This window comes from Luteimonas sp. MC1750 (genome assembly GCF_016615955.1).
Taxonomy (GTDB): Bacteria; Pseudomonadota; Gammaproteobacteria; order Xanthomonadales; family Xanthomonadaceae; genus Luteimonas.
This window is the reverse complement of sequence record NZ_CP067113.1, coordinates 2,379,755-2,393,485: the sequence shown is the minus strand read 5'-3', so window position 1 is coordinate 2,393,485 and position 13,731 is coordinate 2,379,755. Positions and strand designations below refer to the sequence as shown.

Here is a 13,731-nt window from a genome sequence, read left to right as displayed (position 1 = left end):
TCGGGAACCCCATGTCCGCAGCTGCATCCAAGCCCCACGCGGGGCCGCAGTCCGTGCCCGGCAGCGACCACGGCCAGGGCCATGCCCGTGGCCATGGCCGGATCGGGCTGTTCGGGCTGGTGGTCGGCGCCATCGGCGTGGTCTTCGGTGATATCGGCACCAGCCCGCTGTACACCCTGCGCGAGGCCTTCAACCCGCACTACGGCCTGACCGCCAACCACGACACCGTGCTGGGCATCCTGTCGCTGATCTTCTGGGCGCTGACCGTGGTGGTGACCTTCAAGTACGTCACCATCATCATGCGCGCCGACAACGAGGGCGAGGGCGGGATCATGGCGCTGATGGCGCTGGCCCAGCGCAGCCTCAAGCCGGGGTCGAAGTCCGGCTACCTGGTCGGCATCCTCGGCGTCTTCGGCGCCTCGCTGTTCTTCGGCGACGGCGTGATCACCCCGGCGATCTCGGTGCTGTCGGCGGTGGAGGGCCTGGAAGTGGTCGCGCCGCAGCTGCATGACTGGATCGTGCCGATCACGGTGGCGGTGCTGGCGGCGCTGTTCGCGACCCAGCGCTATGGCACCGAGAAGGTGGGCCGCGTCTTCGGCCCCATCACCATCCTCTGGTTCCTGTCGCTGGCGGCGCTGGGCGTGCTCAACATCGTCCACGAGCCGGAAGTGCTCAAGGCGATCAATCCGCTGTGGGCGGCGCGGTTCTTCATCGAGCACAGCTGGGGCGGCGTCTTCATCCTCGGCGCGGTGGTGCTGGCGGTCACCGGCGGCGAGGCGATCTACACCGACATGGGCCATTTCGGCGCGCGGCCGATCCGCCTGGGCTGGTACTGGTTCGTGCTGCCCTCGCTGATGCTGAACTACCTGGGGCAGGGCGCGCTCGTGCTCGAGGACCCGGCGGCGATCCGCAACCCCTTCTTCATCGGCGTGCCCGAATGGGGGCGCTGGCCGATGATCGTGCTTGCGACCATGGCCACGGTGATCGCCTCGCAGGCGGTGATCACCGGCGGTTTCTCGGTGGCGCGCCAGGCGATGCAGCTGGGCTACATCCCGCGCATGCGCGTGAAGCACACCTCCAGCGAAACCATCGGCCAGATCTACATCCCCGCGATCAACTGGTCGATGGCGGTGATCGTGATCCTGCTGGTGCTGAGCTTCGGCTCCTCCTCGTCGCTGGCGGCCGCCTACGGCATCTCGGTCTCGATGACGATGCTGATCGACACGCTGCTGCTGGCGATCGTGGCGCGCGCCCTGTGGCCCAGGGCGCGGCGCTGGGTGCTGCCCTGCTGCCTGGTCTTCCTGGTGATCGACGTCGCCTTCGTGGTCGCCAACGGCGCCAAGGTGCTGCAGGGCGCGTGGTTCCCGCTGGTGCTGGGCATCGTGCTGTTCACCATGCTGCGCACCTGGCGGCGCGGGAAGCAGCTGCTGCGCGAGGGCGTCCAGGCCGGAGGCCTGCGCCTGGATACCTTCATTTCCGGGCTGATGCTGGCGCCGCCGGTGCGCGTGCCGGGCACGGCGATCTTCATGACCAGCGACCCGGGCGTGGTGCCGCACGCCTTCATGCACAACCTCAAGCACAACAAGGTGCTGCACGAGCGCAACCTGTTCCTGACCGCCGAGACGCTCGCCGTGCCCTACGCCCCGCGCGAGCGCCGGCTGGAGCTGCGCGGCATCGGCGAGGATTTCTACCGGGTGACGGTGCGCTTCGGCTTCATGGACACGCCCGACATCCCGCTGGCGCTGATGCGTGCCTGCGACATCGAGGGCCTGGACCTCGACCCCATGGACACGACCTATTTCGTCGGCCGCGAGACGGTGGTGGCCAGCCGGCGCGTCGGCATGCCGGTCTGGCGCGACAAGCTGTTCGCGCTCATGCACCGCAACGCCGCGCCCGCGAACGCCTACTTCCGCATCCCCGGCAACCGGCTGGTGGAGCTGGGCGCCCAGGTCGAGATCTGAGCCGGGCTGGCATCCGGTGCCCGGCGGCCCCATGTCGTGGGGAACCCCCGCTGCGAGCCCCGCCATGATCCCGTACTCCCTGCTCGACCTGGCCCCGGTCTTCGAAGGCGACACGCCGGCGCAGGCGTTTGCCAAGAGCCTCGACCTGGCGCGCCACGCCGAGCGCCTGGGCTACCGCCGCTTCTGGCTGGCCGAGCACCACAACATGCCGGGCATTGCCAGCGCGGCGACCGCGGTGCTGATCGGGCACATCGCCGGCGGCACCTCGACGATCCGGGTGGGCGCGGGCGGCGTGATGCTGCCCAACCACGCACCGCTGCAGGTGGCCGAACAGTTCGGCACTCTGGCCTCGCTGTACCCCGATCGCATCGACCTCGGCCTGGGCCGCGCCCCGGGCACCGACCAGGCGACGGTGCGCGCCCTGCGGCGCTACTACGACGGTGCCGACGCCTTCCCGTACGACGTCGGCGAGCTGCTCGCGTATTTCGGGCCGGTGCGACCGGGCCAGAAGGTCCAGGCGGTGCCCGGCGCCGGCCTCGAGGTGCCGGTGTGGCTGCTCGGCTCCAGCCTCTTCAGTGCTCGCCTGGCCGCGGCGATGGGCCTGCCGTTCGCGTTCGCTTCGCACTTCGCGCCGGCGATGATGGAGCAGGCCGTGGCCCTCTACCGCCACGAATTCCGGCCGTCCGAACGCCTGGCGGCACCGTACGCGATGCTCGCGCTCAACGTGGTCGGCGCGGGGACGGATGCCGAAGCCCGCCGGCTGTTCACCACCATGCAGCAGACCTTCGTGCGCCTGCGCCGGGGCGAGATCGGCCTGGTGCCGCCGCCGGTGGACGACATCGACGGCTGGTGTGCGCCGGTCGAGCGCGCGACCGCCGATGCGGCCCTGGCCTGCTCGGTCGTGGGCGACGAGGCAGCGGTACGTGCGGGCATCGCGGACTTCGTCGCGCGCCATCGACCCGACGAGCTGATCCTGACCGCCAACATCTTCGACCACGACGCGCGCCTGGCCTCGTTCGCGATGGCCGCGCGTGCCTGCGCCGCACCGATGTAGACGCCTGCATCCCTGCACCCGCGACCGGCGGGGAGACGGCCGCGTGCGTGGCTGCGTGCGCAACTTGGGACTTCGCGTCTGGCCTCGCCGGGTGAATGTGGCTAATCTTTCCGCATGCAGCCGCAGCGGGAGGAGCGCGATTTGGAGGCGAACACCGGCCAGTCAGGCAAGCGCAGGGAGCTGATCCTCTTCCTCTTCATCACCGTGGTGCTGTTTCCGATCCTCTCGGTGATGATCGTGGGCGGATACGGGTTCGCGGTCTGGATCTTCCAGATGTTCACCGGCCCTCCGGTGGCCTGAGGCCGTGGGCGAGGTCGCGACCGCTGCTGCCGTTCCTCCACCGGACCGCTCGCGCAGGGCGCTGCTGCGCGGTGGCCTGCACGCGGCGCCCCTGCTGCGCCCGCCGTGGGCGCTGGACGAGGGCCGCTTCGCGTCCGCCTGCACCGGCTGCGATGCCTGCATCCAGGCCTGCCCGCCGCGCGTGCTCGCGAGAGGCGAGGGCGGGCTGCCCGAATTCGATCCGGCGCGCGGCGAATGCACCTTCTGCGGCGATTGCGCCGCCGCCTGCGGCGAGCGCGCCTTTGGCCCGGTCACCGCCAGGCCCTGGGGGCTGCAGGCCCAGGTCGGCGAGGCCTGCCTGGCCGCGCGCGGCATCGTCTGCTGGAGCTGCCGCGACGCCTGTGGCGCATCCGCGATCCGCTTCGCGCCCACGCGCGCGGTGCCGCTGCCGCGGATCGAAACCGATCTGTGCACCGGCTGCGGCGCCTGCGTGGGCGCCTGCCCGACGTCGGCCATCGCGCTGGCCGCGTTCCCGTTGGAGTCCCCCGTTGAAGCCTGAAGCATCGCCCGAGTGGCACGTCGCCAGCCTGGTCGTCCGCCACCATGCGGATGCACTGCCCGCGCTGGTCGAGGCCGTCGCCGGCGCGCCCGGCCTGGACCTGGCCCTGCAGGACGGCAGCTGCAGCGTGCTGGTGCAGGAGTGCGACGGCACCCGCAGCCTGATGGCCAGCATCGACCTGCTGCAGGCGGTGCCGGGCGTGATCACCGTCAACCTTGTCTATCACCACGTCGAGCGGCAGGAGCCGCGCGGCGATGTCCCCGCATCCGATCCACAGGAGTCCCACGGATGAGCACCAGCCGCCGCGAATTCATCCGCAACAGCGCCATCGCCAGCGCCGCCGTCGCCGCCGGCATCCCGGTCCCGGGCCATGTCCAGGAGGCCGTGGTCGAGGGCGACAAGGGCCTGAAGTGGAGCAAGGCGCCGTGCCGCTATTGCGGCACCGGCTGCGGCATCAACGTCGCGGTGCGCGACGGCCGCGTGGTCGCCACGCATGGCGACGTCAAGGCCGAGGTCAACCGCGGACTCAACTGCGTCAAGGGCTACTTCCTGTCCAAGGTGATGTACGGCAGCGACCGCCTCACCACGCCGCTGCTGCGCAAGACCAACGGCGTCTACGACAAGGAGGGCGACTTCACCCCGGTGACCTGGGACGAGGCCTTCGATGTCATGGAGGAGAAGTTCCGCGCGACGCTCAAGGCCAAGGGCGGCGACGGCATCGGCATGTTCGGCTCCGGACAGTGGACGGTCTGGGAGGGCTACGCCGCCAACAAGCTGATGAAGGCCGGCTTCCGCAGCAACCACATCGATCCCAATGCGCGCCACTGCATGGCGTCGGCGGTGACCGGGTTCATGCGCACCTTCGGCATGGACGAGCCGATGGGCTGCTATGACGACATCGAGGCGGCCGACGCCTTCGTGCTCTGGGGCTCGAACATGGCCGAGATGCACCCGATCCTGTGGACCCGGGTGACCGACCGCCGGCTGTCGAACCCGCACGTCAAGGTCGCGGTGCTGTCGACCTACGAGCACCGCAGCTTCGACCTCGCGGACATCCCGATGGTGTTCACGCCGCAGACCGATCTGGTGATCCTGAACTACATCGCCAACCACATCATCCAGTCCGGCAAGGTCAACAGGGACTTCGTCGACAGACACACCACCTTCAAGCGCGGCAACGACGACATCGGCTACGGCCTGCGCCCGGAACATCCGCTGCAGGTGGCGGCGAAGAACGCAGACGACGCCAATGGCGGCACGCCCATCGACTTCGACGAGTTCGCGCGCTTCGTCGCGCCGTACACGCTGGACAGGGCCGTGGAGATGAGCGGCGTCGAGCGCGGCTGGCTGCAGCAGCTGGCCGAGCTGTACGCCGACCCGAAGGTCAAGGTCATGTCGTTCTGGACCATGGGCTTCAACCAGCACACGCGCGGCACGTGGGCCAACAACATGGTCTACAACATCCACCTGCTGACCGGGAAGATTGCGACGCCCGGCAACAGCCCGTTCTCGCTCACCGGCCAGCCGTCCGCCTGCGGCACCGCGCGCGAGGTCGGCACCTTCAGCCACCGGCTGCCAGCGGACATGGTGGTGACCAATCCCGAGCACCGCGCGATGGCCGAGGACATCTGGAAGATCCCGCGCGGGATCATCAAGGACAAGATCGGCTACCACGCGGTGGAGCAGAACCGGGCGCTGAAGGACGGCAAGCTCAACGCCTACTGGGTGCAGGTCAACAACAACATGCAGGCCGGCGCGAACATTCTTGAAGAGGGCTATCCGGGCTATCGCAACCCGGACAACTTCATCGTGGTGTCGGACGCCTATCCCACGGTGACCTGCCAGGCGGCCGACCTGATCCTGCCCACGGCGATGTGGGTGGAGAAGGAGGGCGCCTACGGCAACGCCGAGCGCCGCACCCACTTCTGGCACCAGCTGGTGCATGCGCCGGGCGAAGCGAAGTCCGACCTCTGGCAGCTGATGGAGTTCTCCAAGCGCTTCACCACCGACGAGTGCTGGCCGGAGGAGATCCTGGCGGCCAACCCGCAGTTCCGCGGCAAGACGCTGTTCGACGTGCTCTACCGCAACGGCAAGGTCGACGCCTTTGGCGTCGGCGAGATCGAGGCCGGCTATGCCAACCACGAGTCCGCGGACTTCGGCTTCTACGTGCAGAAGGGCCTGTTCGAGGAATACGCCGAGTTCGGCCGCGGCCACGCCCACGACCTCGCGCCCTTCGACACCTACCACCAGGTGCGCGGGCTGCGCTGGCCGGTGGTCGACGGCAAGGAGACGCGCTGGCGCTACCGGGAAGGAGCGGATCCCTACGTGAAGCCGGGCACCGGCTTCGAGTTCTACGGCAACCCCGACGGCCGCGCGGTGATCTGGGCGCTGCCCTACGAGCCGCCGGCCGAGTCGCCGAACGGCGAATACGACCTGTGGCTGGTGACCGGGCGCGTGCTCGAGCACTGGCATTCGGGCTCGATGACCATGCGCATCCCCGAGCTGTACAAGGCGGTCCCGTCGGCGGTGGTGTACATGCACCCCGACGACGCGCGCGAGCGCGGCCTCAAGCGCGGCGACGAGGTGGAGGTCGCCTCGATCCGCGGCGCGATGCGCACCCGGGTGGAAACCCGCGGCCGCAACCGCATGCCGCGCGGCGTGGTCTTCGTGCCCTGGTTTGACGCGGCGCAGCTCATCAACAAGGTCACGCTGGACGCGACCGACCCGATCTCCAAGCAGACCGACTTCAAGAAATGCGCGGCCAAGGTCGTCGCGGTGGGAGCCTGAGATGCGCCACATGCTGAAGCCTTTCGCCCTGCTGCTGGCAGCCCTGGTGCTGGCGCAGCTCCTTGCCGCCTGCGGTGACCGCGAGCCGAAGCAGTACGCGGCCGCACCGGCGCCGCCGGTCAGCGCGCGCGGTAATCCCGCGCAGGACATCGACGCGCTGCGCCGCAATGTGCCGATCACCAGCGAGATCACGCCGCTGCCGATGGCCACGGTCGAGAACTTCGACATGACCCGCGGCCGTGCCTACCCGATGCAGCCGCCGACCGTCCCGCACAGCATCGACGGCTACCAGGTCGACCTGAACTCGAACCGCTGCATGCTCTGCCACGCGCGCAGCACCGCGGCGCAGTTCCAGGCGCCGCCGGTGAGCGTGACCCACTACATGGATCGTGACGACCAGTTCCTGGCCGAGGTCTCGCCGCGGCGCTACTTCTGCGTGCAGTGCCACGTGACCCAGACCAATGCCAGGCCGCTGGTGGCCAACGGCTTCCGCGACATCGACGAGGTGCTGCGCTCGGAGCGCGTGCAATGAGGCTGGTGCAACGCGCGCGCGACACGGTCGTCGGCTTCTGGAAGCAGTTCAGCCGCCCGGCGCGGCACCTCAGCCTGGGCTTCCTGACGCTCGGCGGCTTCATGGCCGGCGTGTTCTTCTGGGGCGGCTTCAACACCGCGCTCGAAGCCACCAACACCGAGGCCTTCTGCACCAGCTGCCACGAGATGGACGCCAACGTCTTCGAGGAGCTGAAGAGCACGATCCACTACACCAACCGCTCGGGCGTGCGCGCGACCTGTCCCGACTGCCACGTCCCGCACGACTGGACCGACAAGATGGCGCGCAAGATGCAGGCCTCGAAGGAAGTCTGGGGCAAGATCTTCGGCACCATCAACACCCGCGAGAAGTTCCTCGACAACCGGCTCAAGCTGGCCCAGCACGAATGGGACCGGCTGAAGGCGAACGATTCGCTGGAATGCCGCAACTGCCACGACTACGACTCGATGGACCTGACCCGCCAGGCCAGCCGCGCCGCCTTCATCCACCGCAGCTACCTCGCCACCGGCGAGGCGACCTGCATCGACTGCCACAAGGGCATCGCCCACAGGCTGCCCGACATGACCGGTGTCCCCCAGGGCGTCCAGGCCGCCCAGTCCCTCCCATCCCCCCACTGACCCCAAGTCCTGCAGGAGCGGCTACAGCCGCTGCTGTAGGAGCGGCTACAGCCGCGATAGGGGCCGCGGTGCAGGCGATCGCGGCGATAGCCGCTCCCGCGGGTTGTCGTGATCGCGGCTATAGCCGCTCCTACAGGGGGTGGCATGCGAACATGGGCACATGACTGAAGACCGCATCATTGGCCCCGGCGCCACGCGCGAGGACGCCGCCATCGAGGCCTCGATCCGGCCCCAGCGGCTGGCGGACTACCTGGGCCAGCAGCCGGTGCGCGAGCAGCTCGGGATCTACATCGAGGCCGCGAAACAGCGCGGCGAGGCGCTGGACCACGTGCTGATCTTCGGGCCGCCGGGCCTGGGCAAGACCACGCTCAGCCACGTCATCGCCAACGAGCTAGGCGTGAGCCTGCGCGTGACCTCCGGCCCGGTGATCGAGAAGGCGGGTGACCTGGCGGCGCTCCTGACCAACCTGCAGCCGCACGACGTGCTGTTCATCGACGAGATCCACCGTCTCTCGCCGGTGGTCGAGGAAGTGCTGTACCCGGCGATGGAGGACTTCCAGCTCGACATCATGATCGGCGAGGGCCCGGCCGCGCGTTCGATCAAGCTCGACCTGCCGCCCTTCACCCTGGTGGGCGCCACGACCCGCGCGGGCCTCCTGACCGCGCCGCTGCGCGACCGCTTCGGCATCGTGCAGCGGCTCGAGTTCTACAGCGCGGCCGAGCTGACCCGCATCGTGCGCCGCTCGGCGCAGATCCTCGGGATCGACTGCGCGCCCGAGGGCGCCGACGAGATCGCGCGCCGCTCGCGCGGGACCCCGCGCATCGCCAACCGCCTGCTGCGGCGGGTGCGCGACTTCGCCCAGGTGCGCGCCGCGGGTCGCATCGACCAGGAGGTCGCCGACGCCGCCATGAAGATGCTGCAGGTCGACCCCGAGGGCTTCGACGACCTCGACCGGCGCCTGCTCAACCTGATCATCGGGAACTTCGATGGCGGGCCGGTGGGCGTGGAGTCGCTGGCCGCCGCGCTGAGCGAGGAGCGCGGCACGCTGGAGGACGTCATCGAACCCTACCTGATCCAGCAGGGCTATCTCGTGCGCACCGCGCGCGGGCGGATGGCCACGCTCAAGGCCTGGCGCCACCTGGGCCTGCAGCCACGCGGACCGGCCACGGAGACGCTGTTTTGAACGACCTTGTACGGCCTCTGTTCAGCCTCCCGACAAGGGTCTACTGGGAAGATACCGACGCGGGTGGCGTGGTCTACCACGCGCGCTACGTCGCCTATCTGGAACGTGCCCGCAGCGAATGGATGCGCACGCTCGGGCATGGACAGCAGTCGCTGATCGACGGGCTCGACCTGGTGTTCGCCGTGCGCGACATGCAGCTCGACTTCCGTCGGCCTGCACGCCTGGACGACGCGCTGGACGTCACCGTGGCGCTCGCGCGGGTGCGCCGTGCCAGCGCCGAGTTCGCGCAGGAGGTGCGGCGCGGCGACGAGCTGCTGGTGGCGGCGCGGGTGCGGGTCGCGGCGCTGGACGCCGGCGGCTTCCGGCCCCGGGCCATCCCCGACGAGATGTACGGACTGTTCAAATCCCTGGAATCGAACGCGGAGCAACATCGATGAGTGCAACGGCCATCCTGATGCAGGTGAGCAACGTGGAACCCCTGCCCGAGGAGGCGCCGGCGGATACCGTCGCGCTGGCGGCCGACGCGGCGGGCCAGGCCGCAAGCGCGCCGGTGACCGGCGGCGAGCTCGACTTCGTCCAGCTGATCCTGCACGCCTCCCTTCCGGTGCAGCTGGTCATGCTGCTCCTGCTGTTGGCCTCGATCGCCTCGTGGGTGATCATCTTCCGCAAGAAGCGCATGCTCGACCGCGCCGAGAAGGAGGCCGACCGCTTCGAGGAGCGCTTCTGGTCCGGCGCCGACCTCGGCAAGCTGTACGCCGCGGCCAGCGAGCGCAACCGCGAGGTCGAGGGCCTGGAGTCGATCTTCGAGGCCGGCTTCCGCGAATACACCCGCAGCGGCCAGCGCCGCGGCGCCGACAGCCGGGCCAAGCTCGAAGGCGCGCAGCGCGGCATGCGCGTGGCCAGCTCGCGCGAGCTCGACGGCCTCGAGCACAACCTCGAATTCCTCGCCAACGTCGGCTCGATCGCGCCCTACGTCGGCCTGCTGGGCACGGTGTGGGGGATCATGATCGCCTTCCACAGCCTGGCCAACGTCAAGGAAGCCACCATCGCCAGCGTCGCGCCGGGCATCTCCGAGGCGCTGATCGCGACCGCCATGGGCCTGTTCGCGGCGATCCCGGCGGTCTGGGCCTACAACCGCTTTGCCACCAAGGTCGAGCGCGTGGCCGGCCGCTACGACGCCTTCTCCGAGGAGTTCTCGTCGATCCTGGAGCGCCAGTCCTCGGCCGGCGAGGCCTGATCCATGAGCGTCCGTGCCCGTCGCGGCAAGCGCCGCAAGCTCAAGAACGAGATCAACGTCGTTCCCTACATCGACGTGATGCTGGTGCTGCTGATCATCTTCATGGTGACCGCGCCGCTGATGAACCTCGGCGTGGACGTGCAGCTGCCCGAGTCCAACGCCAAGTCCATCACCGAGCAGAAGGACCCGGTGGTGGTCAGCGTCGACCGTGACGGCAACTTCTTCCTCGCCATCGAGGCCGGCAGCAACGAGGCGGTCGACAAGGAGTCGCTGCAGGCCCGGGTGCGTGCGCTGGCCGCCAACAATCCCGACCTCGCGGTCTATGTCGCCGCCGACGGTGCCGGCAGCTACCAGAACGTCATGGACGCGATGGCGCTGCTGCAGAACGCCGGCGTCGAGCGCGTCGGCCTGATGAGCCAGCCCAGGCAGGACGGCACGCCCTGATGCGAGAGCAACGCGCCGATACCACGCGCGCGGTGGTGCTGGCCCTGCTGCTGCACGTGGCGCTGTTCGCACTCATGTTCGCCGGACTGTGGTGGACGCGCACCGCCGCGCCGCCGTCGGCCGCTGGTTCGCCGGTCAGCGCCGAACTGATCGATGCCAGCGACCTGTCGCCGGCGATGCAGCGCACGCTGCAGAGGCGGCCCGAACCCGTGCCGCCGGACCCCGAGCCCGAACCGGAGCCCGAGCCCGTGGTCGAGGACGCGGCCCCCGAGCCGCAGCCGATCCCGGTGCCGCTGCCCGAGGACGCGCCGGTGGCGCCGCAGCCCACGCCCCAGGTCCAGGTGCCCGAACCGTCGCCCGTCGACCAGGAGGAGGTGCGCCGCGACGCCATCTCCCGCGAGCGGGCGGAGCGCGAGCAGGAAGAGAAGCGCCGGCAGGAGCAGATCGACCTCACCGAGCGCCAGCGCCAGGAAGAAGCCGAGCAGAAGCGCCGACTGGCCCAGCAGAAGCTGGCCGAGATCCGCCGCCAGCAGGAGCAGGTCCAGCGCGAGCAGCGCGAAGCCGAGCGGCGACTGGAGCGGATCGCCCAGAGCCGGGCGGAACAGGCCTCCGAACAGGCGCCCGCCGCAGGCACCCCGCCGCCGGGCAACGAAGGCGTGGATCCGGGCCTGTCGGCGCGCTACGCGGCGGCGATCCAGGAGGCGATCCTGCAGAACTGGACCCGCCCGGAGAACGTGCCGCTCGGCCAGCGCTGCCGGATCATCATCACCCAGGTGCGCGGCGGCACCGTGGTCCGCGCCGAGGTCGCACCCTCGTGTCCCTTCGACGAACTGGGCCGGCGCTCGGTGGAGGCCGCCGTGCTGAAGGCGCAGCCGCTGCCCTACAACGGCTTCGAAAGCGTCTTCAACCGCACCCTCAACCTCAATTTCGAGGCCCAGGATCGGTAAGCCACCTGTAGGAGCGGCTACAGCCGCGATCGCCCCGCCAGGTCCGATTGTCCGGACAGGTGCGATCGCGGCTGTAGCCGCTCCTACAGGGGGCACCGTTCATCCTTGTGAGCGCCTTCACGGCCATCCTGTCAGCCTTTCGCACGTTCACCCCCCGGAGCCCGGTATGACCCGAATCCAACGCCGGCTGGCCACCACGCGCGCGTGGCTGATCGCCTGCCTTGCACTCCTCCTGCCGTTCGCCGCCAGCGCGCAGCAGGGCGGCCTCGAGATCGACATCGTCGGCGGCAACGCCCAGGCGCTGCCGATCGCGGTGGTGCCCATGCCCTACCAGGGCAGTGGCGCCGCACCCGACACCGACGTCGCGCGCGTGGTGCGCGAGGACCTGTCGCGCTCCGGCCAGTTCCGCGGCCTGCCCGAGCAGGACATGATCGAGCGGCCGACCCGCGGCGGCGAGGTCAACTACGCCACCTGGCGCACGCTGAGGCAGGACTTCCTGGTCGTCGGCCGCGTGGTCGACGCCGGCGGCGGCGCCTACCGCGTCGAGTACGAGCTGTTCGACGTGGCCAAGCAGGAGCGCCTGATCGGCATCGCCATGACCGGCCGCGCCAATGCCATGCGCGACGTCGGCCACCAGATCGCCGACGCCATCTACGAGAAGATCCTCGGCGTGCGCGGCGCGTTCTGGACCCGCATCGCCTACGTGACCTCGACCGGCACCGGGGATGCCACGCGCTACGCGCTGATGGTCGCCGACGCCGACGGGCACAACCCGCAGGTGGTGGTGCGCTCGTCCGAACCGCTGATGTCGCCCAGCTGGAGCCCCGACGGCCGCCGCCTGGCCTATGTCTCCTTCGAGCACAACAACAATTCGGCCATCTATATCCAGAACCTCGGCACCGGCGCGCGCGAGCGCGTGGCCAGCTTCCGCGGGATCAACAGCTCGCCGGCCTTCTCGCCGGACGGCAACCGGCTGGCGCTCACTCTGTCGCGCAGCGGCAATCCCGAGATCTACGTGATGGATCTCGGCAGCAAGGCGCTGACCCAGCTGACCAACCAGATCGGCATCGACACCGAACCGGTGTGGAGCGCCGATGGCCGCAGCGTGTACTTCACCTCCGACCGCGGCGGCCGGCCCCAGGTCTACCAGGTTCCGGCGGGCGGCGGCAGCGCCACGCGGGTGACGTTCCAGGGCAACTACAACGCCAGCCCCACGGTGTCCTTCGACGACAAGAAGATCGCCGTGGCGCAGGGTTCAGGAAACGTATACCGTATCGCACTGCTGGACCGCAGCCTCGGGACGCCCCGCTGGTCCACGCTGTCGCCCGGGTCGCTCGACGAATCGCCGAGCTTCGCCCCGAACGGCAGCATGGTGCTGTATGCGGGGCGGGAAGGCAGCAGGGGAGTCCTGTATGCCGTATCCGCCGATGGACGCGTGCGCCAGCGGCTGGTGCTTGCCGACGGTAACGTCCGCGAGCCGGCGTGGGGACCGTACCGCGAGCGGTGACGCCGCGTACACGGCCGATACAGCAATGTGAAGCACTGACCATCTGCAGAAGGATCGACGAGAGATGAAGACCCCAACCCGCGTACTGCTCACGGCCCTGCTCTGCACGGCCGCCGTTGCCTGCTCCAAGAAAGTGAAGGAAGAGGCCCCGGTCGACACCGGTCCGTCCACGCCCGTGACCACCCAGCCGTCCACCGCCGCCGGCGCCTATGGCCCGGAGGACCTGGACACCGACGCCTGCCTGCGCCAGCGCACCGTGTACTTCGATTTCGACCAGGAGTCCCTGCGTCCGGAGTTCCAGGCCGCGATGGCCTGCCACGCCAAGTACCTGCGTGACCGTCCGTCGGCGCGCATCACCCTGGAAGGCCACGCCGACGAGCGCGGCAGCCGTGACTACAACCTCGGCCTCGGCGAGCGCCGCGGCAACGCGGTGTCGTCGGCCCTGCAGGCGAACGGTGGTTCGGCCGGCCAGCAGACCGTGACCAGCTACGGCGAAGAGCGTGGCGCGTGCAGCGCTTCGAACGAAGACTGCTGGGCCAAGAACCGCCGCGTCGAGATCACCTACACCGCCCGCTGAACCGGCGGTACGTGGAAGCGATGCATCGG

The 13,731-nt window shown here is 69.6% G+C and carries 15 protein-coding genes; all 15 read left to right on the top strand.

Annotation, left to right across the window (positions count from 1 at the left end; all coding sequences use genetic code 11):
* The first annotated feature begins 11 nt into the window (after window positions 1–11).
* The 15 genes from JGR68_RS11240 to pal all read left to right on the top strand — a co-directional run bounded on the left by JGR68_RS11240 (window position 12) and on the right by pal (window position 13,702).
* Window positions 12–1,961, top strand: coding sequence for a potassium transporter Kup (locus tag JGR68_RS11240; RefSeq protein ID WP_199362751.1), 1,950 nt, complete (start codon window positions 12–14; stop codon window positions 1,959–1,961).
* 64 nt (window positions 1,962–2,025) lie between these two features.
* Complete coding sequence (locus JGR68_RS11235; RefSeq protein WP_199362752.1) at window positions 2,026–3,015, top strand: LLM class flavin-dependent oxidoreductase; 990 nt, start codon at window positions 2,026–2,028, stop codon at window positions 3,013–3,015.
* Window positions 3,016–3,129: 114 nt separating this feature from the next.
* Window positions 3,130–3,315 (top strand): periplasmic nitrate reductase, NapE protein, encoded by a 186-nt coding sequence (gene napE, locus JGR68_RS11230; protein ID WP_199362753.1) that lies wholly within the window; start codon window positions 3,130–3,132, stop codon window positions 3,313–3,315.
* 4 nt (window positions 3,316–3,319) lie between these two features.
* Window positions 3,320–3,853 (top strand): ferredoxin-type protein NapF, encoded by a 534-nt coding sequence (napF, locus tag JGR68_RS11225; protein WP_199362754.1) that lies wholly within the window; start codon window positions 3,320–3,322, stop codon window positions 3,851–3,853.
* Entirely contained in the window at window positions 3,843–4,145 is a 303-nt protein-coding gene (locus tag JGR68_RS11220; protein WP_199362755.1) for a chaperone NapD, read from the top strand. The genes napF and JGR68_RS11220 overlap by 11 nt, the downstream gene beginning before the upstream one ends.
* Window positions 4,142–6,640: a periplasmic nitrate reductase subunit alpha gene (napA, locus tag JGR68_RS11215; RefSeq protein ID WP_199362756.1), complete on the top strand. Its 2,499-nt coding sequence runs from the start codon at window positions 4,142–4,144 to the stop codon at window positions 6,638–6,640. The genes JGR68_RS11220 and napA overlap by 4 nt, the downstream gene beginning before the upstream one ends.
* Before the next feature lie 10 nt (window positions 6,641–6,650).
* Window positions 6,651–7,172 (top strand): nitrate reductase cytochrome c-type subunit, encoded by a 522-nt coding sequence (locus JGR68_RS11210; RefSeq protein ID WP_234446506.1) that lies wholly within the window; start codon window positions 6,651–6,653, stop codon window positions 7,170–7,172.
* Window positions 7,169–7,807 (top strand): cytochrome c3 family protein, encoded by a 639-nt coding sequence (locus JGR68_RS11205; RefSeq protein WP_199362758.1) that lies wholly within the window; start codon window positions 7,169–7,171, stop codon window positions 7,805–7,807. Before JGR68_RS11210 ends, JGR68_RS11205 begins: the two co-directional genes overlap by 4 nt.
* 160 nt (window positions 7,808–7,967) lie before the next feature.
* Entirely contained in the window at window positions 7,968–8,990 is a 1,023-nt protein-coding gene (ruvB, locus tag JGR68_RS11200) for a Holliday junction branch migration DNA helicase RuvB (RefSeq protein ID WP_199362759.1), read from the top strand.
* On the top strand, window positions 8,987–9,427 hold the full coding sequence (gene ybgC / locus JGR68_RS11195) for a tol-pal system-associated acyl-CoA thioesterase (protein WP_234446505.1): 441 nt from the start codon (window positions 8,987–8,989) through the stop codon (window positions 9,425–9,427). Before ruvB ends, ybgC begins: the two co-directional genes overlap by 4 nt.
* Window positions 9,424–10,227, top strand: a complete 804-nt coding sequence (tolQ, locus tag JGR68_RS11190) for a protein TolQ (RefSeq protein ID WP_199362760.1) — start codon at window positions 9,424–9,426, stop codon at window positions 10,225–10,227. The genes ybgC and tolQ overlap by 4 nt, the downstream gene beginning before the upstream one ends.
* Before the next feature lie 3 nt (window positions 10,228–10,230).
* Window positions 10,231–10,671: a protein TolR gene (tolR, locus tag JGR68_RS11185; protein ID WP_199362761.1), complete on the top strand. Its 441-nt coding sequence runs from the start codon at window positions 10,231–10,233 to the stop codon at window positions 10,669–10,671.
* Window positions 10,671–11,618 carry a TonB C-terminal domain-containing protein gene (locus JGR68_RS11180; RefSeq protein WP_199362762.1) on the top strand — a complete coding sequence of 316 codons (948 nt, stop codon included), beginning with the start codon at window positions 10,671–10,673 and terminating at the stop codon, window positions 11,616–11,618. The genes tolR and JGR68_RS11180 overlap by 1 nt, the downstream gene beginning before the upstream one ends.
* 166 nt (window positions 11,619–11,784) lie before the next feature.
* Window positions 11,785–13,125: a Tol-Pal system beta propeller repeat protein TolB gene (gene tolB / locus JGR68_RS11175; RefSeq protein ID WP_199362763.1), complete on the top strand. Its 1,341-nt coding sequence runs from the start codon at window positions 11,785–11,787 to the stop codon at window positions 13,123–13,125.
* 64 nt (window positions 13,126–13,189) lie between these two features.
* Window positions 13,190–13,702 carry a peptidoglycan-associated lipoprotein Pal gene (pal, locus tag JGR68_RS11170; protein ID WP_199362764.1) on the top strand — a complete coding sequence of 171 codons (513 nt, stop codon included), beginning with the start codon at window positions 13,190–13,192 and terminating at the stop codon, window positions 13,700–13,702.
* Window positions 13,703–13,731 lie beyond the last annotated feature (29 nt).